Raw genomic sequence first — 18,392 nt, forward strand, 5'->3', positions numbered from 1 at the left:
CTCAGCGGTGCAGCCACATGCGCAGCGCCGACAGCAGCTGCTCGGTATTGACGGGCTTCGCCAGGTAATCCGACGCTCCCGCCTCCAGGCATTTCTCCCTGTCGCCCTTCATTGCCTTGGCCGTCAGCGCCAGGATCGGCAACCGCCGGAAGCGGGGCTCCGAGCGGATGACCTGCATCGTCTCGTAACCGTCCATCCCGGGCATCATGATGTCCATCAGCACGATCGCAACCGAGGGTTCGTTGCTGATGACGTCAATGGCTTCGCTGCCGGTCGTCGCCGTCAGCACCCGCATGCCGCGGCGCTCCAGCACGCTGCTGAGGGCGAAGATATTGCGGGCGTCGTCGTCGACGAGCAGCACGGTCTCGCCGACGAGATCCTCGTCCGAACTATGCAGTTCCCGCAACGTCGCCTGCTTTGCCGCCGGAAGGTCGGCGACGACCCGGTGCAGGAACAACGCCGTCTCGTCGAGAAGCCGTTCGGGGGACTCCACACCCTTGACCACGACGCTGCGGGCCATGCTGTGGAGCGTCGCGTCCTCCTCTGCAGAGAGCTCCCTGCCGGTGAAGACGACCACCGGCACCTCGCCGATTTCGACATCGTCGCGTATCTGCTCCAGCACGTCGAAGCCCGACATGTCGGGAAGAGAAAGATCGAGCACCACGCAGTCGGCGGAATTGCGACGCAAAGCGGCAAGCGCCTCGGATCCGGAGCCGACGCTGGTGATGTCGATGTCGTCATGTCCGAGAAGCGCAGTGACGCTCAAGCGCTCCGCCTCATCGTCTTCCACGAGCAGCAACTGCTTGCGGCGCGGCTCAGCATAGGCCTTCAGGCGCGACAGCGCCTTGCCGAGGCCTTCGGGCGTCGTCGGCTTGCTCATGAAGGCGAAAGCGCCGCGCGTAAGTCCATGCTGCCGATCCTCGTCCAGACTGATGATCTGCACCGGAATATGCCGCGTCTGCGGGTTCTGCTTGAGTTGGCTCAGCACCGTCCAGCCGAGCATATCGGGCAGGAAGATATCGAGCGAGATCGCCGATGGCTTGTAATCCTGCGCGAGCGTCAACGCATCGCTGCCGCGCATCGCCACCAGCACCTTGAACCCGTTGTCGCGGGCGAGATCGACCAGGACGCGGGCGTAATGCGCGTCGTCCTCGACGACGAGCAGCACCGCGTCGCCGGCCTCTATCCGGTGACGGTCGTCTGCGACGTGCTCGGCGGGCTTTTCGGCGCGGCGGCTTGCCGCCGCCTCGGCGAATTCCACGACATTCGCCGGCGGAACAGGCCTGGGTGCAACCGCACCGGCGCCGACATAGGTCAGCGGCAGGTAGAGCACGAAGATACTGCCGACGCCCGGCGTGCTGCGCAGCTGGATCTCGCCGCCGAGCAGGTTTGCCAGTTCGCGGCTGATCGCCAGCCCGAGGCCGGTGCCGCCATATTTGCGGCTCGTCGAGGCATCCGCCTGCTGGAACGCCTCGAAGATGATGCGCTGTTTTTCCGGCGGAATACCGATGCCGGTATCGACGACCTCAAAGGCGATCACCGACGGGGCGTGCCGGAGCGAGGGGTGATCCGACGACCAGCCGCTCGTTGCCGATGCGACGCGAAGTGTCACGCCGCCCTGCGCGGTGAACTTGAACGCGTTCGACAACAGGTTCTTGAGGATCTGCTGGAGCCGCTTGGAGTCGGTGATGATGCTCTTTGTAACGTCGGCGCCGACCTCGACTTCGAAGGACAGGTTCCGCGTTTCCGCTTCGTGCCGAAACGGTCGCGCCATCACTTCGAGCAGGTTGTTGACGAAGATCTCCTCGGCATCGACCGAGACCGTTCCGGACTCGATCTTGGAAAGATCGAGAATATCGCTGATGAGGTTCAGCAGATCGGTGCCGGCGCCATGGATCGTCTTGGCGAACTCGACCTGCTTGCCCGACAGGTTGCCGTCGGGGTTTTCTCCGAGCTGCTGGCCGAGGATCAGGATGGAGTTCAGCGGCGTGCGCAGCTCATGCGACATGTTGGCGAGGAATTCGGATTTGTATTTCGAGGTCAGCGCCAGTTCCGCCGCCTTTTCTTCCAGCGCCCGCCGCGCCTGCTCGATCTCCTGGTTCTTCGCCTCGACTTCGACGTTGCGTTCCTCGAGCTGCTGCGCCTTCTGCCCGAGCTGTTCGTTGGTCTGCTGCAGTTCGCGCTGCTGCGTCTGCAGCTCGGCGGCGAGCTGCTGCGATTGCTTGAGCAGGCCTTCGGTCTGCATGGTCGCTTCGATCGAGTTAAGAACGATGCCGATCGATGTCGTTAACTGGTCGAGGAAGGAGAGCTGCAGCTCGGTGAATTCGCCTGCGGAGGCGAGTTCGATAACCGCCTTCACCTGCCCCTCGAAATGCACCGGCAGCACGATCGCACTTCTCGGCAGGGTGGTGAACACGCCGGAGCTGATCGGTACGACATTATCGGGCAGATCGGTGACGAGGATGCGGCGGGCATCGCTCGCGCATTGGCCGACCAGGCCCTGGCCGAGGTCGAGCCGCGGCGGATGCGCCGCCTCGCCCCCTTGCGCATAGACCGAGAGCAGCGACAGGAAGGGTTGGCTCTCGTCGGCATCCACCTGATAGATGACGCCCTGATGGGCGCCGACCAGCGGCGCCAGCTCCGACAGCAGCATCTTGCCGACCAGCGTCAGGTCGCGCTGCCCCTGCAGCATGTTGGTGAAACGCGCCAGGTTCGTCTTCAGCCAGTCCTGCTCGGTGTTGCGCTCGGTGGTGAGCCGCAAATTGTCGATCATCGTGTTGATGTTGTCTTTGAGCTCGGCCACTTCACCGCGCGCGTCGACCTTGATCGAGCGCGTCAGGTCACCCTTGGTGACGGCGGTCGCCACTTCGGCGATGGCGCGCACCTGCGTCGTCAAGTTGGCGGCGAGCAGGTTGACGTTGCCCGTCAGATCCTTCCAGGTGCCGGCCGTGCCCGGCACGTTCGCCTGGCCGCCGAGGCGGCCCTCGACGCCCACTTCGCGCGCCACCGTAGTCACCTGGTCGGCGAAGGTGGCAAGCGTGTTGGTCATGTTGTTGATGGTTTCGGCAAGTGCGGCGACTTCGCCCTTGGAGGCGACGGTGAGGTTCTGCTTCAAGTCGCCGTTCGCCACCGCCGTCACTACCTTGACGATGCCGCGCACCTGCTCGGTGAGGTTGGCGGCCATGACGTTGACGGTGTCCGTCAGGTCCTTCCAGGTGCCGGCGACACCCGGCACCTGCGCCTGGCCGCCGAGCTTGCCCTCGGTGCCGACCTCGCGGGCGACGCGCGTCACTTCGCCGGCGAAAGCGTTCAGCTGGTCCACCATGGTGTTGATGGTGTTCTTAAGCTCGAGGATTTCACCCTTTACGTCGACGGTAATCTTGCGCGATAGGTCGCCGCGCGCCACGGCCGTCGTTACCTCGGCGATGTTTCGAACCTGGGTCGTCAGATTGGCGGCGAGCAGGTTGACGTTGTCGGTCAGGTCCTTCCACGTACCGGCGACGCCGGGAACGACGGCTTGGCCGCCAAGGCGGCCATCGGTGCCGACTTCACGGGCCACACGCGTCACTTCGCCGGCGAAGGAGCGCAACTGATCGACCATAGTATTCAGCGTGTCCTTTAGCAGCAGGATCTCGCCGCGCACATCGACGGTGATCTTGCGCGACAAGTCGCCATTGGCGATCGCGGTCGCCACCTCGGCGATGTTGCGCACCTGTGCAGTCAGGTTGCCGGCCATCGAGTTGACACTGTCGGTCAGATCTTTCCAGGTGCCGGCCACACCGGAAACCTGCGCCTGACCGCCAAGCTTGCCTTCGGTGCCGACTTCGCGCGCCACACGCGTCACTTCACCGGCGAAGGCATTGAGCTGATCCACCATGGTATTGATGGTGTTCTTCAGCTCGAGGATTTCCCCCTTAACGTCGACGGTGATCTTGCGCGACAGGTCGCCGCGCGCCACGGCGGTCGTCACTTCGGCAATGTTGCGGACCTGGCCGGTGAGGTTGGAGGCCATGGAATTGACGTTTTCGGTCAGATCCTTCCAGGTGCCTGCGACACCCGGCACCTGCGCCTGGCCGCCGAGCTTGCCTTCGGTGCCGACTTCGCGGGCGACACGCGTCACTTCCGAGGCGAAGCGGTTCAGCTGATCCACCATGGTGTTCAGCGTTTCCTTGAGCTCGAGGATTTCGCCCGAGACCGACACCGTGATCTTCTTCGACAGGTCGCCATTGGCGATGGCGGTCGAGACTTCGGCGATGTTGCGCACCTGCGCCGTCAGATTGCCGGCCATGGAGTTGACGCTGTCGGTCAGGTCCTTCCAGGTGCCGGCGACGCCGAGCACGTTCGCCTGACCGCCCAGCCGGCCTTCCGTGCCGACCTCGCGCGCCACGCGCGTGACCTCGCCGGCAAAGCCGTTCAGCTGATCGACCATCGTGTTGATGGTTTCCTTCAACTCGAGGATTTCGCCCGAAACCGGAACGGTAATCTTCTTCGACAGGTCACCCTGGGCAACCGCTGTCGCGACTTCGGCAATGTTACGCACCTGGCCGGTGAGGTTGGAGGCCATGGAATTGACGCTGTCGGTCAGATCCTTCCAGGTGCCTGCCACACCGCGCACGTTTGCCTGGCCGCCGAGCCGGCCTTCCGTGCCGACCTCGCGCGCCACACGTGTGACTTCGCCGGCAAAACCGTTCAGCTGGTCGACCATCGTGTTGATGGTTTCCTTCAGCTCGAGGATTTCGCCCGAAACCGGGACGGTGATCTTTTTCGACAGGTCGCCATTGGCGATCGCGGTCGAAACCTCGGCGATGTTGCGCACCTGCGCCGTCAGGTTACCGGCCATCGAGTTGACGTTTTCGGTCAGATCCTTCCAGGTGCCGGCGACGCCGCGCACATTGGCCTGGCCGCCGAGCCGGCCTTCCGTGCCGACTTCGCGGGCGACGCGCGTCACTTCCGAGGCGAAGGCGTTCAGCTGGTCGACCATCGTATTGATGGTTTCCTTCAGCTCGAGGATTTCGCCCGAGACCGAAACGGTGATCTTCTTCGACAGGTCGCCATTGGCGATGGCGGTCGAAACCTCGGCGATGTTGCGCACCTGCGCCGTCAGGTTCGAGGCCATGGAATTGACGTTGTCGGTCAGATCCTTCCAGGTGCCGGCGACTCCAGGCACCTGCGCCTGGCCGCCGAGCCGGCCCTCGGTGCCGACCTCGCGCGCCACGCGCGTCACCTCGCCGGCGAAGCCGTTGAGCTGATCGACCATGGTGTTGATGGTTTCCTTGAGCTCCAGGATTTCGCCCGAGACGTCGACGGTGATCTTGCGCGACAGGTCGCCGCGCGCCACGGCCGTTGTCACCTGGGCGATGTTGCGCACCTGGGCCGTCAGATTGCCGCACATGGCATTGACGCTATCGGTCAAATCCTTCCAGGTGCCGGCGACACCCGGCACCAGCGCCTGGCCGCCGAGCTTGCCTTCGGTGCCGACCTCGCGGGCCACACGCGTCACTTCCGAAGCGAAGGAGCGCAGCTGGTCGACCATGGTGTTGATCGCTTCCTTCAGCTGCAGGATTTCGCCGCGCACGTCGACGGTGATCTTCTTGGAAAGGTCGCCGTTGGCAACGGCGATCGTCACCTCGGCGATGTTGCGCACCTGCGCCGTCAGGTTCGACGCCATCGAATTGACGCTTTCGGTCAAGTCCTTCCAGACGCCCGTCACCTCGGACACCTGCGCCTGGCCGCCGAGTTTTCCGTCGGTGCCGACCTCGCGGGCGACGCGTGTCACCTCCGAGGTGAAGACGCTCAGCTGCTTGATCATCGTGTTGACGATATCGGCCGAGCGCAGGAATTCGCCCTTGAGCGGCCGGCCGTCGACGTCGAGCGGCACGGTCTGCAGCAGGTCACCCTTGGCGACCGCGGTGATCGTGCGCGTCACCGCCGTCGTCGGCCACAGGAGATCGTCGATCAGGCCGTTGATCGATCCTTCCATCTCGGACCAGGACCCATCGGAAAGGCCGAAGCGCACCCGTGTGCTTGTTCGCCCGTCGCGGCCGACGACCTGGCCGACATGTTCGAGCTGCTGGGCCATGCGCTGGTTGGCGGCAATAATGTCGTTGAGGGCGTCGGCGATCTTGCCGGTGACGCCGGTGAGATCAGAGCGCATCCGCACGGAGAAATCGCCGCGCCTGACCGCGACCAGGACCTCCAGAAGCGCGCTGGCGTCATCGAACGCCATGGTTTTGTGGTCGGGCCCAATGAGGCTCTCTGCCGCGGCGTCGTCACGCGCGAATTCGCTGGTTTGGTTGCTCACGAAAGTCCCCCTCTTCGACGACTGGTAATTTAGTGCTCAACTTGAAAAATGGTATGGGTCATCCCCGGTAGAGCTTATCATGATTTATCATTCAAAATGAACTTAATAGCTGCATAAACCCAAAGCCCTGCAGGCAGCCGGCTTTGCAGTTTTTCGCGCATGCTGGAACCGTTCTCCGCCGACCGTCGTTTCGGTCCTGACAATGGAGAGCGACATGTCGAACGTCTCGAGGACCGGCAAGGAAGAGATCAACAACGCCACCAGCCCGACCACCTTTGGAAAATCGGTCGAAAGCCAGGCGCAGATGCAGGATGCGGCGGCGGAAGCCTCCGCCGATGCCGGCGATGAACTGCTCAACATCTACCGGCTGGAACCGATCGCCGCCCCCGATGATCCGAGATGGGACAATTCCCCCGGCCATGGCATCGTCGTCGTGGCCGCCAGAACGCCTGGTGATGCCAGGATCGTCGCCGCGGCGCGCGAACTCGATTTCATGGAAGTGGATGCGGCGCCCGCCGAGGATGTGACGACGGCCAATGCCAGTGCCTTCCGCGATGACAAGCTCTATACTGTCATCGAGATCGACCGGAACAGGCGCGATGTCAAACGTGGCATCGTCGAGGGTACGGTCTCGGTCGACACGATCCGGTCGGTTGAACCGGATTAGAGCACGCCTCTTTCATTGGAGTTCTCATGAATACCGCCAACCTGCAGCTCAAGGGCCTGATCATGGCGATGGCGTCGATCTGCGACGCAATCGTGGAAAAAGAACTGCTCACCCACCAGGAACTCAATGCGGCGCTCGCGAAAGCGAGGAAGGCCGTTGAGGACGATGATGACCACGAGTTGTCCGATGCCAACCGCGCCGCCATCCTATTTCCCATCCGTGTGCTGATGCTTGCGGATGAGGCAAACAAGCGAGGCGAACGTTTCACGTTTTCGGACTACGCCAAGGCTGTGGGAAAACTGACCTGACGATGTTTAACGGCTTTGCCCTCGACATTGTCGACATCGGCCCGGGTTCGCTGCGGGTCCGCCACGGAGGCTCGGGGCCTGCCGTTCTTCTCCTCCACGGGCATCCCCGCACGCATATGACATGGGGCAAGACGGCGGAATTGCTGTCACCGCACTTCACGGTCGTTTGTCCCGATCTTCCCGGCTTCGGCCGCTCCTACCAGCCACCTGACACTCCCGATAGCAGCAATTCCTCCAAGCGCGCCAAGGCTCACGCACTCATTGGGCTGATGAGGCGATTGGGGCACGAAAGCTTCTTCGTCGTCGGCCACGATCGTGGAAGCCTGACGGCGTTCCGGATGGCGATTGATCATCCCGCCTGCGTGCGCAAGCTCATCGTCGTCGACGGCCTCCCTGTTATCGAGCATCTCGAACGCGCCGACTGGAAATTTGCCCGGGACTGGTACCACTGGTTCTTTTTCGCCCAGCCGAAAAAGCCTGAACGAGCGATCTCAACTGATCCCTTGGCATGGTACGACAAGCTCTCGCCCGGGCTGATGGGTGAGGAAGCTTATGACGATCTCATCGACGTCATTCATGATCCGGCTGTCGTTCATGGTATGATCGAAGACTATCGCGCCAGTCTCAGCATCGATCATCACCATGACCGGGAGGACCGCGATGCCGGCAGAAAAGTGACGTGCCCCACGCTATGCCTCTGGTCATTACGCGACGACCTGCAACAGATCTATGGCGATCCCATCCTCATCTGGCGAAACTGGGCCGAGGACGTGCGGGGTTTCGGGATAGACAGCGGCCACCACGTGGCCGAGGAAAATCCGGATGCACTCTTTCAGGCGATCCGGGCATTTCTTGAAGCTTGTTAATGGTCCCGCCCGTCAGTTGGCTTCATATCGTCGCTAACATCACAGTCTGCCGCCTCTTTTCGAAAATCCTTGTTGCAATTCAGTCGCAATTGCAGAATAGATAAAAAGAGGCTCATCGGCAGTAACTGCATATGCGTCGCATTTCCTCGGGAAATTCGTTGCCGGCCGTCGCGCCGAACGTTTTTTCTGCCTTACGAACACACCAAGGCAGTCTTAATTGCCGGGGATGGCTCGCGAGGATGGATGAAGCAAAGAAGGGAATATTCATGCTTAGTTGCCTGAGACGCAGAGTCATAACCGGGATGGTGGCCGTCGCCGCGCTCGCCCTGTTGGCCGGCGGTGCCGCCGCGCAGGAGAAATTCAAAGCGGTGACCACCTTCACCGTCATTGCCGACATGGCAAAGAACGTTGCCGGGGACGCGGCGATCGTGGAATCGATCACCAAGCCCGGCGCTGAGATCCACGAATATCAGCCGACGCCCGGTGACATCCGACGGGCGCAGGGCGCCCAGATCCTCTTGTCGAACGGGCTCAATCTCGAACTTTGGTTTCAGAAATTCTACCAGAACCTGAAAGATGTTCCCGACGTCGTGGTCTCCACCGGCGTTGAGCCGATGGGCATCAGCGAAGGTCCCTATAGCGGCAAACCCAATCCGCATGCCTGGATGTCGCCGAAGAACGCAATCATTTATGTCGACAACATCCGCGACGCCTTCGTCAAATACGACCCGAAGAATGCCGAGGTCTATAAGGCGAACGCCGAGGCCTACAAGAAGGAGATCGAGGCGACCATCGCGCCGATCCGCGAGAAGCTCGGCACCATTCCCGAGGACAAGCGCTGGCTAGTATCCAGCGAAGGGGCCTTCTCTTACCTCGCTCGCGACTTCGGCTTGAAGGAGCTCTATCTGTGGCCGATCAATGCCGATCAGCAGGGCACGCCGCAACAGGTTCGCAAGGTCGTCGATGCCGTCAGGGCCAATAAGATCCCTGCGGTGTTCAGCGAGAGCACGGTATCGGACAAGCCGGCCCGGCAGGTCGCCCGCGAAACCGGCGCCCGTTATGGCGGCGTGCTCTATGTCGACTCCTTAAGCGAAGCCGACGGTCCCACGCCGACCTATATCGACCTGCTGCGCGTCACCTCCGACACTGTCGTCAAGGGTCTTGCCGAAGGCCTGTCGCAATGAACGCGATTGCTTCCTCTGTTCCTCCCGCATCCTTGGATGCGGGGGGAGGCATTTTCGTAAGGGATGCCACGGTCACCTATCGCAATGGCCACACGGCGCTGCGCGACGCCAGCTTCCAAACACCCACCGGCACCATCACCGCGCTCGTCGGCGTCAACGGTTCCGGCAAGTCGACGCTTTTCAAGGCGATCATGGGCTTCGTGCGTCTCGCCAGGGGCGAGATTTCGGTGCTCGGCATGCCAGTCAAACAGGCGCTGCGGAAAAATCTCGTCGCCTACGTGCCACAATCGGAAGAGGTCGACTGGAACTTTCCGGTGCTGGTCGAAGACGTCGTCATGATGGGGCGCTACGGCCACATGGGGATGATGCGAATACCGAAAGCGGCCGACCACGACGCTGTGTCCAAGGCGCTCGCCCGCGTCAACATGAGCGAATTCCGCAAGCGCCAGATCGGCGAGCTTTCCGGTGGCCAGAAGAAGCGTGTCTTCCTGGCTCGTGCGCTGGCGCAGGACGGCCGGGTCATCCTGCTTGACGAGCCCTTCACCGGCGTCGATGTCAAGACCGAAGAGGCCATCGTCAAGTTGCTGCGCTCGCTGCGCGACGAAGGTCGCGTGATGCTGGTCTCGACCCACAATCTCGGCAGCGTGCCGGAATTCTGCGACCGCACGGTGCTGATCAAGGGCACGGTCCTGGCCTATGGACCGACGGACGAGACCTTTACCCAGGAAAACCTCGAGAGAGCCTTCGGCGGCGTACTTCGCCATCTCGTCTTGAATGGCTCCGGCGGCAAGTCATATCCCGTCGGCATCCTCACCGACGACGAGCGGCCGCTGGTTCTGCGGGAGGGCAAGCTGCCGACGCCCATCCCGGCGGACGAAACCGGAGAGCAGGGCTGATGGCCGCCATTCTCGAACCTTTCACCTATGACTACATGCTGAACGCCATGTGGGTCTCGGCTCTTGTCGGCGGTGTCTGCGCCTTCCTCTCCTGTTACCTCATGCTTAAGGGCTGGTCGCTGATCGGCGACGCACTCTCGCATTCCATCGTGCCGGGGGTCGCCGGCGCCTATATGATCGGACTTCCCTTCTCGATCGGCGCCTTCTTCTCCGGCGGCCTGGCTGCCGCGGCGATGCTCTTCCTCAACCAGCGCACCAAGCTGAAGGAAGACGCCATCATCGGCTTGATCTTCTCCTCCTTCTTCGGGCTTGGCCTGTTCATGGTGTCGCTGAGACCGACCGCAGTGAACATCCAGACGATCGTCCTCGGCAACATCCTTGCAATCACGCCCGAGGACACGCTCCAGCTTGCCGTTATCGGCTTTGTTTCGCTCGCCATCCTGTTGGTGAAGTGGAAGGACCTGATGGTCGTCTTTTTCGACGAGACCCACGCCCGTTCGATCGGGATCAATCCGACGCGGCTGAAGATCATGTTCTTCACGCTGCTGTCGGCTTCGACGGTCGCCGCACTCCAGACCGTCGGCGCCTTTCTGGTCATCTGCATGGTGGTAACGCCGGGCGCGACAGCCTACCTGCTGACCGATCGTTTCCCGCGGCTGCTTGTCATCGCTGTGGCGATCGGAGCAGCGACCAGCTTCGTCGGCGCCTATGTCAGCTATTTCCTCGACGGCGCGACCGGCGGCATCATCATCGTGCTCCAGACGCTGATCTTTCTTGCCGCCTTCTTCCTGGCGCCCAAGCACGGCATGCTGGCAAGCCGGCGCAGAGCCGCGCAAGCTCTGGAGGCATCCCCATGAGCGGTCTCACCGTCCTGCTGGCGCCGTTCCAGTTCGATTTCATGATCAATGCCTTGATCATCTCGGTGCTGATCGCCATCCCGACTGCGTTGCTCTCCTGCTTCCTTGTGCTCAAGGGCTGGGCACTCATGGGGGACGCCATGAGCCATGCCGTATTCCCAGGCGTGGTCATCGCCTATATCGTCGGCTTCCCCCTAGCGGTCGGCGCTTTTTCGGCGGGGATGGTCTGCGCACTTGCCACCGGCTTCCTGAAAGACAACAGCCGTATCAAGCAGGACACGGTGATGGGCATCGTCTTTTCGGGCATGTTCGGGTTCGGCCTGGTCCTTTATGTGAAGATCCAGTCCGAGGTACATCTCGATCACATCCTCTTCGGCGATATGCTCGGCATCGGCTTCCGCGACATCGTCGAGACCGGAGCCATTGCGGCGCTGACGGCCATCATCATCGCCGTCAAATGGCGTGACCTGCTGCTGCACGCCTTCGATCCGGCGCAGGCAAGAGCGGTCGGGCTGAAGGTGAACCTCCTTCATTACGGCCTGCTCTGCCTTATTTCGCTGACGATCGTGGCAGCGCTTCGCTCGGTCGGGATCATTCTCGCCATCTCGCTGCTGATCGCACCGGGCGCCATCGCCTATCTGCTGACGCGCCGCTTCAGCACGATGCTCGCTGTGTCGGTCGCAATCGCGGTGATCACGGCTTTTGCCGGCGTCTATCTGTCCTTCTTTATCGACAGCGCGCCGGCCCCGACCATCGTTCTCCTGTTCGCTGTCGCCTTCATTGGAGCCTTCCTCCATGCCACGCGCAAGGCCGCGCAGATCGAAACCAGAGAGGCGAGCTGAGCAGCAGTCGTCGCTGAACCACCGCCGGTCTCCGGAATGAAGGGTGCCCACCGCATCGGTGCTGTCGATTTTGCGATAAGTTGATTTATTCGGTCTTGTTTCCTTGCTTCTCCTGAGGCTATACCGCGGCCGCATATACTCACGCACCGGGGATTTCTTCGTGACCAACCTCAAATCGCTTCTGGCCGCCTGCGGCCTCTCCGCCCTTATCGGCCTTGCCGCAACCCCATCGCTGGCGGGTTCGACGACCTACCCGCTGACGCTTGAAAACTGCGGCGCTGAGGTGACCTTCAAGAAGGCGCCCGAGCGGGCCATCGGCCTCGGCCAGAACAGCGCGGAAATCCTGCTGCTGCTCGGCCTTCAGGACAAGATGGTGGGCACCGCCTTCTGGCCGAGCAAGGTCCTGCCGCAGCTTGCCGAAGCCAATGCCAAGGTGAAGCTCCTGACCGTCGAGATGCCGACGTTCGAATCGATGCTTGCCGAAAACCCCGATTTCGTCGCGGTGGCGCTGCCGAGCCTGGTCGGGCCAAACAGCAAGATCGCCAAGCGCGATGATTTCGACAAAGTCGGCGTCGCCACCTATCTCTCGCCCAGCACCTGCCTCAGCACCAAGGACGTCAAGGACCAGTACGGCAGCCGCGCCGAACTCTGGAACATGGATCTTCTCTACAAGGAGATCGACGAGCTCTCGCAGATCTTTAACGTCGCCGATCGCGGCCAGGCGCTGATCGCCGATTTCAAGGCGCGTGAGGCCAAGCTCCGCTCCAGCGTTTCCAAGGACGGCAAGAACGTTTCCTACGTCTTCTGGTTTTCGAGCCCCAGCCCGTCTGCCGATGCCTATGTCGGCGGCAAGAACGGCGCCTCCGGCTTCATCGCCGACCTGCTCGGCGGACATAATGCTATAACAGCGGAAGCGGAGTGGCCGACCGTCGGCTGGGAGGGCATCATCTCCGCCAATCCCGACGTGATCGTTGTCGCCAGCCTCGACCGCAACCGCTGGGAGCTCGACAAGCCTGAAGCCAAGATCAAGTTCCTGAACAGCGATCCGGCCGTCAGCCAAATCCCGGCGGTCAAGAACAAGGCGCTCGTCGTCATGGACGGCCAGGCGATGAACCCGACCATCCGCACGATCTACGGCGCCGAGCAGGTGGCCGAGCAGTTGAAGGCCCTCGGTCTCTTGAAGTGACCGAAGCGGACCGCCTCTTCCGGCAGTTGGGAGCAGCCGTCGCGCTGCTCCTGGCCTCCCTCTGCCTTATCGCTGTCGCTATCGGCGTCAGCGTCGGGATCGGCGACCTGCCGATCCCACTCGCCACTACATTTTCGGCCGTCACCAACCGGCTTGGCTGGACCACCGTCGAACTGAACCGCATCCATGAGACGGTGATCTGGGATTATCGGCTGAGCCGCGCGCTCGTCGCCGCTTTCTGCGGTGCGGGGCTGGCGCTGTCGGGCGCCGTCATGCAGTCGTTGTTGCGCAATCCGCTTGCCGAACCCTATGTGCTCGGCATCTCGGCTGGCGCCTCCACCGGGGCCGTCGCAATCGTCATTCTCGGCATCGGCTCCGGCGCGGTGTCGCTGTCACTGGGCGCCTTTGCCGGCGCATTCGCCGCCTTTTTCTTCGTGGCGCTGCTCTCGAACGGCACGCGTGGCGGCGCCGACCGCACCATCCTTGCCGGTGTCGCCGCTTCGCAGCTCTTTAACGCCTCGACCTCCTATATCGTCACGACCTCGGCCAATGCGCAGCAGGCCCGCGACGTCATGTTCTGGCTGCTCGGCAGTTTCGGCGGCGTGCGCTGGCCGGAGTTCGCGCTGGTCTCGATCGTCGTCGGCCTCGGCCTCGCCGCCTGTGTGCTCTACGCCCGCGTGCTCGACGCTTTCGCTTTCGGCGACGAGGCAGCCTCCTCGCTCGGCGTCAATGTCGGCCGTGCGCGCATGGTGCTCTTTGCGCTGACGGCGATGATGACGGCGACGATCGTCAGCATGGTCGGCTCGATCGGTTTCGTCGGCCTTGTCGTGCCGCATGTCGCCCGCTTCGTCGTCGGGCCGCTGCATATCCGCCTCCTGCCGGCCTGCGCGATCGCGGGAGCGATCTTCATGATGTTCGCCGATATTGCCGCGCGCGCCCTCATTCCCGGTCAAATCCTGCCGATCGGCGTGGTCACCGCGCTCGTCGGCGTTCCCTTCTTCTCGATCATCCTCTATCGGTTCCAGCGCGCATCATGAGCATCAAGGCCGACAACCTCACCTGGAAAATTGGTAGGAAGACCATCGTCGACGGCGTATCGCTGGAGGCGCAGCCGGGCAGGATGCTGGGCCTGCTGGGGCCGAACGGTTCCGGCAAAACCTCGTTGCTGCGGCTTCTCGCCGGCCTGCGGCAGCCGCATTCCGGCAGCGTCACGCTTGACCGGAACGATATTGGAAAGATCGGCCGCCGTTCGATCGCCCGGCGCATTGCCTTTGTCGAGCAGCATGCGACGACCAATGCTAATCTGAAGGTCATCGACGTCGTCAAGCTCGGAAGGTTTCCGCACCGCTCCATGTTCTCGGGCTGGACGAAGGCCGACGAAGAAGCGGTCGAGGCAGCGCTCACCCGCGCCGGCATGGCGGAGAAGCGCGACGATCGCTGGCAGAGCCTGTCGGGCGGCGAAAAGCAGCGCACCCACATCGCCAGGGCGCTCGCCCAATCACCGCAGGAGCTGATCCTCGACGAACCGACCAACCATCTCGACATCCAGCACCAGATCGGCCTGATGCGGCTCGTCTCCGGCCTGCCGATCACCAGCATCGTCGCCCTGCACGATCTCAACCATGCCGCCATGTTCTGTGACGAGCTGATCATCATGCAGCACGGCAGGATCGTCGCCTCCGGCGCGCCTGAGGAAGTGCTGAGCGAAAGCCTGTTGCGCGACGTCTTTTCCATCGACGCCCGCGTCGAGGCCTCCCCCTATCATTCGCGCCCGCACATCCACTACCTCAGGTGAGGTGGCCGGAGCCGCGCGACGCTGTCACGTCACGATCTGCAGCGGCAGAGCCGTTGTTTTTTTGATCGTTTTCAGGACGATGCTCGACTTGACCGAGGCCAGATTGTCGGTGACCCGGATCATCCTTTCGAGAAATTGGCTGAGATGGTCGAGATCTCGCGTCATGACTTTCATCAGAAAATCGGCGTCCCCCGTCTGCGAATAGCACTCCAAGATCTCCGGCGCAGTCTCGATGAAGCGATGGAGCCGCTCGTTTCCACCTTCGGTATGCGCTCTGAGGCTGACGAGCGTATGGGCGACGACGCTGAAACCCAGTTTCGCGGGGTTGAGAATGGCCACGACGCTCTGGATATATTGCTCCTTGCGCAGCCGTTCCAAGCGGCGTGCGCATTGGGTGGCGGACAGGTTGACCTTCTGCGACAGCTCGCCCTGCGTCATCTCGCTGTTTTGCTGAAGCGCCGCGAGCAATTTGATATCGAACTGATCAAGCATGACTCACCCGAGATGAGAGGAATTTCGGCATAGTATAGCCATTCTACGCAGAATGTCTGCACCGACACACTGAAACAGGCAGACAATCGCAGAGTTTCGCCGTGGAACTTCAATTAATCTCCAACCAAAGGATAAAACGGAGGTGTACCTGTGTTTGAAGAACTGAATAGCCGGCCGGCCGACAGCCTGCTTGCCCTCATCAAAGCCTTTCAGGCCGACGAGCGGAGCAGAAAGATTGACCTCGGCGTCGGCGTCTATCGCGACGCGATGGGCCGCACGCCGGTCATGCGGGCCGTGAAGGCGGCGGAGCAATTTCTTCTGGAGACGCAGGACAGCAAGAAATATCTCGGTCCGGAAGGCGATCTGCAATTCGTCCGTCTGCTGCAGCCGATCATTTTCGGGCAATCGCCGGCCTCCGAGCAGCGTCTTGTCGGCATTCAGACGCCGGGCGGCAGCGGCGCGCTGCGTCTCGGCGCGGAACTCATCCAGACGGCAAAGCCATCGGCGAAGGTTTTGCTGGGCACGCCGAGCTGGCCCAACCACGCCCCGATTTTCGGTTCGGCGCGGCTGGCCGTAAGGGAATATCCCTTCGTCGACCTCACCTCGCAGCAGGTGAAATTCGAAAGCATGAGCGAGGCTTTATCTTCCGCCAACCCAGGCGATGTCGTGCTTCTTCACGGCTGCTGCCACAACCCGACCGGCATCGATTTCACCATGGAAGAGTGGCGGCGGATTGCCGAGCTCCTCGTCGCGCACAGGCTGGTACCGTTCATCGATCTTGCCTATCAGGGGCTCGGCGACGGGCTCGAACAGGATGCAGCGCCGACACGCATGATCCTCGAAGCCGTCGACGAGGCGCTGATCGCCTATTCCTGCGACAAGAATTTCGGTCTCTATCGCGAGCGCGTCGGCGCGCTCTATGTCATTGCCCGCAACAGCGATGAGCTTGGAAAGGCTGAAAGCAATATGGCCGCCCTCGCCCGCGTCAACTGGTCGATGCCGCCCGATCATGGTGCGGCGATCGTTAGGACCATCCTCGAAAATGCCGAGATGTCGGCAATGTGGCGCGCCGAGCTCGATGCGATGTGCGAGCGCGTCAACGGCAATCGGGCTTCACTCGCCGACGCAGCACCCGATCTCGCTTTCATCCGCCGGCAGCGTGGTCTGTTCTCCAATCTCGCGATGTCGAAGGATATCGCGGCGGTCCTCCGAGCCAGGCATGGCATCTACATGGCCGATTCCGGGCGGATGAATCTTGCCGGTATGCAGCCGGCCGACGCCGGCGCCATCGTTGCCGCACTTCGAGCCGAAGGTTGCTTGAAGCAATAGTGGCATAACCGAACCCAAGTCATTGGATTTCCAGATGAACAGGAAAGAAACGACCGGCCAGGCGATCGCCCGTTCGCTTGTCGCCCATGGGGTCGACACGGTCTTCGGCATTCCGGGCGCCCACATGTATGACTTCAACGATGCCCTTTACGGCGCCGGCGACAAGCTTCGCTTCATCCATACCCGGCATGAACAGGGCGCCGGCTACATGGCCTACGGCTATGCCAAATCCACCGGCCGGATTGGCGCCTATACCGTTGTCCCTGGCCCAGGCGTCCTCAATTCCGGCGCGGCGCTGTGCACCGCTTACGGCGCCAATGCCCCGGTGCTTTGCATTACCGGCAACATCATGTCCCACCTGATCGGCCGGGGCAGAGGCCAGCTGCACGAGCTGCCGGATCAGCTCGCGACAATGCGCGGAATTGCCAAAGTGGCGGAGCGCATCAATCACCAGTCCGAAGCCGGCCCCGTTTTATCAGGGGTCGTTTGCAAGATGCTCTCCGGCCGGCAGGGTCCGGGGGCAATCGAAGCGCCTTGGGATGTGTTTGGACAATCCGGTCCCGAAGTCAATCTCCCCGTTGGCGCCAGCGCGCCTCATCCGGCCGTCAACGCCGATCAGGTCGCTGCCGCAGTGGCACTGATATCAGGCGCCAGGAATCCGATGATCATGGTCGGTGGCGGTGCGGCAGATGCCGGGGCCGAGATTGCCGCTCTTGCGGAACTGCTGCAGGCGCCGGTTACCTCGCATCGCTCCGGCAAGGGCATCGTCGCCGACGACCACCCGCACTATCTGAATTTCGTCGCCGCCTACGAATATTGGAAGAAGGTCGACGTTCTGATCGGCATCGGCAGCCGGCTCGAATTGCAGTTCATGCGATGGAAGTGGCTTCCCAAGGGCCTCAAGATCATCCGCATCGATATCGATCCGACCGAAATGGTTCGTCTCAAGCCCGAGGTGGGCATCGTCGCGGATGCCGAGGCCGGAACGCAGGCGCTGATCGATGCGCTGGCAGGTTGCCGTCACGAGGATCGCACCAGCGAGTTCGCCGAACTTAATAAAGAAGCCAGATCTCGTTTCTCAGGCGTGCAGCCGCAGCTCGCCTATCTCGATGCCATTCGCGAGGTTCTTCCAAGAGACGGCTTCTTCGTCGAGGAAGTCAGCCAGATGGGCTTTACCGCCCGCTTTGCGTTCCCGGTCTACGGTCCTCGCCAATATGTGACATGCGGCTATCAGGACAATCTCGGCTTCGGCTTCAACACTGCGCTGGGCGTGAAGATAGCCAATCCTGACAAAGCCGTCATTTCGATTTCCGGCGACGGCGGCTTCATGTTCGGGGTGCAGGAACTTGCCACCGCCGTCCAGCACAAGATCGCCGTCATCGCCATCATCTTCAACAATTCGGCCTATGGCAACGTGCTGCGCGACCAGAAACAGGCCTATAGTGGCCGCTACCTTGGGTCCGATCTCACCAATCCGGATTTTGTCGCCCTTGGGAAGAGCTTCGGTGTCCGGTCATACAGGGTGACGAGCCCCAGCGAATTGAGAATCGTGATCGAAAAAGCCCTATCCCTCGATGAACCGGTTCTCATAGAAGTTCCCGTCGACAAAGGATCTGAAGCAAGCCCCTGGCCATTCATTCATCCGGCTCCCCACGTCGAGTGAACCCGA

Annotated in this window: 14 protein-coding genes; 12 read left to right on the forward strand and 2 right to left on the reverse strand. The window is 62.0% G+C overall.

The features are described from left to right. Position 1: 1 nt before the first annotated feature. Positions 2 to 6,301, reverse strand: coding sequence for a HAMP domain-containing protein (locus C4N04_RS16165; RefSeq protein ID WP_106796511.1), 6,300 nt, complete (start codon positions 6,299 to 6,301; stop codon positions 2 to 4). Positions 6,302 to 6,503: 202 nt separating this feature from the next. On the opposite strand from C4N04_RS16165, the gene C4N04_RS16170 reads away from it, so the two are divergent. From C4N04_RS16170 to C4N04_RS16215, 10 genes are all read left to right on the forward strand, one after another. After that, positions 6,504 to 6,968 (forward strand): hypothetical protein, encoded by a 465-nt coding sequence (locus C4N04_RS16170; protein WP_179363839.1) that lies wholly within the window; start codon positions 6,504 to 6,506, stop codon positions 6,966 to 6,968. Positions 6,969 to 6,994: 26 nt separating this feature from the next. Next, positions 6,995 to 7,276 carry a hypothetical protein gene (locus C4N04_RS16175; protein ID WP_040112194.1) on the forward strand — a complete coding sequence of 94 codons (282 nt, stop codon included), beginning with the start codon at positions 6,995 to 6,997 and terminating at the stop codon, positions 7,274 to 7,276. 2 nt (positions 7,277 to 7,278) lie between these two features. Then, a complete protein-coding gene (locus tag C4N04_RS16180) occupies positions 7,279 to 8,142 on the forward strand; it encodes an alpha/beta hydrolase (protein ID WP_106796512.1) in 864 nt (287 codons plus the stop codon). A 266-nt stretch (positions 8,143 to 8,408) separates the two neighbouring features. Beyond that, a complete protein-coding gene (locus tag C4N04_RS16185; protein ID WP_106796549.1) occupies positions 8,409 to 9,326 on the forward strand; it encodes a metal ABC transporter substrate-binding protein in 918 nt (305 codons plus the stop codon). Beyond that, entirely contained in the window at positions 9,323 to 10,222 is a 900-nt protein-coding gene (locus C4N04_RS16190) for a manganese/iron ABC transporter ATP-binding protein (protein WP_106796513.1), read from the forward strand. Before C4N04_RS16185 ends, C4N04_RS16190 begins: the two co-directional genes overlap by 4 nt. Then, positions 10,219 to 11,079 (forward strand): metal ABC transporter permease, encoded by an 861-nt coding sequence (locus C4N04_RS16195; protein WP_096763169.1) that lies wholly within the window; start codon positions 10,219 to 10,221, stop codon positions 11,077 to 11,079. Before C4N04_RS16190 ends, C4N04_RS16195 begins: the two co-directional genes overlap by 4 nt. Continuing rightward, entirely contained in the window at positions 11,076 to 11,921 is an 846-nt protein-coding gene (locus C4N04_RS16200; protein WP_077989114.1) for a metal ABC transporter permease, read from the forward strand. The genes C4N04_RS16195 and C4N04_RS16200 overlap by 4 nt, the downstream gene beginning before the upstream one ends. 160 nt (positions 11,922 to 12,081) lie before the next feature. Next, positions 12,082 to 13,107 carry an ABC transporter substrate-binding protein gene (locus C4N04_RS16205; RefSeq protein WP_106796550.1) on the forward strand — a complete coding sequence of 342 codons (1,026 nt, stop codon included), beginning with the start codon at positions 12,082 to 12,084 and terminating at the stop codon, positions 13,105 to 13,107. Beyond that, complete coding sequence (locus C4N04_RS16210) at positions 13,104 to 14,144, forward strand: iron chelate uptake ABC transporter family permease subunit (RefSeq protein ID WP_106796514.1); 1,041 nt, start codon at positions 13,104 to 13,106, stop codon at positions 14,142 to 14,144. The genes C4N04_RS16205 and C4N04_RS16210 overlap by 4 nt, the downstream gene beginning before the upstream one ends. After that, positions 14,141 to 14,902 (forward strand): ABC transporter ATP-binding protein, encoded by a 762-nt coding sequence (locus C4N04_RS16215; RefSeq protein ID WP_106796515.1) that lies wholly within the window; start codon positions 14,141 to 14,143, stop codon positions 14,900 to 14,902. The genes C4N04_RS16210 and C4N04_RS16215 overlap by 4 nt, the downstream gene beginning before the upstream one ends. Positions 14,903 to 14,926: 24 nt before the next feature. Here the strand turns inward: C4N04_RS16215 and C4N04_RS16220 are convergent, their stop codons facing one another. Beyond that, positions 14,927 to 15,394, reverse strand: a complete 468-nt coding sequence (locus C4N04_RS16220; protein WP_009995216.1) for an Lrp/AsnC family transcriptional regulator — start codon at positions 15,392 to 15,394, stop codon at positions 14,927 to 14,929. A 150-nt stretch (positions 15,395 to 15,544) separates the two neighbouring features. Between C4N04_RS16220 and C4N04_RS16225 the strand changes: the two genes are divergently transcribed. Then, complete coding sequence (locus tag C4N04_RS16225) at positions 15,545 to 16,723, forward strand: amino acid aminotransferase (protein WP_106796516.1); 1,179 nt, start codon at positions 15,545 to 15,547, stop codon at positions 16,721 to 16,723. A 34-nt stretch (positions 16,724 to 16,757) separates the two neighbouring features. Next, complete coding sequence (locus tag C4N04_RS16230; protein WP_106796551.1) at positions 16,758 to 18,386, forward strand: thiamine pyrophosphate-dependent enzyme; 1,629 nt, start codon at positions 16,758 to 16,760, stop codon at positions 18,384 to 18,386. Positions 18,387 to 18,392: the final 6 nt, after the last annotated feature.

Origin of the sequence: Rhizobium sp. H4 (genome assembly GCF_003013335.1) — a bacterium.
In the GTDB taxonomy this organism is placed as follows: domain Bacteria; phylum Pseudomonadota; class Alphaproteobacteria; order Rhizobiales; family Rhizobiaceae; genus Rhizobium; species Rhizobium sophoriradicis.

Coding starts and splice junctions, on each gene's coding strand:
- C4N04_RS16185 (WP_106796549.1), top strand. CDS start 8,409: ATGCTTAGTTGCCTGAGACGCAGAGTCATAACCGGGATGGTGGCCGTC.
- C4N04_RS16200 (WP_077989114.1), top strand. CDS start 11,076: ATGAGCGGTCTCACCGTCCTGCTGGCGCCGTTCCAGTTCGATTTCATG.
- C4N04_RS16175 (WP_040112194.1), top strand. CDS start 6,995: ATGAATACCGCCAACCTGCAGCTCAAGGGCCTGATCATGGCGATGGCG.
- C4N04_RS16180 (WP_106796512.1), top strand. CDS start 7,279: ATGTTTAACGGCTTTGCCCTCGACATTGTCGACATCGGCCCGGGTTCG.
- C4N04_RS16170 (WP_179363839.1), top strand. CDS start 6,504: ATGGAGAGCGACATGTCGAACGTCTCGAGGACCGGCAAGGAAGAGATC.
- C4N04_RS16190 (WP_106796513.1), top strand. CDS start 9,323: ATGAACGCGATTGCTTCCTCTGTTCCTCCCGCATCCTTGGATGCGGGG.
- C4N04_RS16230 (WP_106796551.1), top strand. CDS start 16,758: ATGAACAGGAAAGAAACGACCGGCCAGGCGATCGCCCGTTCGCTTGTC.
- C4N04_RS16220 (WP_009995216.1), bottom strand. CDS start 15,394: ATGCTTGATCAGTTCGATATCAAATTGCTCGCGGCGCTTCAGCAAAAC.
- C4N04_RS16215 (WP_106796515.1), top strand. CDS start 14,141: ATGAGCATCAAGGCCGACAACCTCACCTGGAAAATTGGTAGGAAGACC.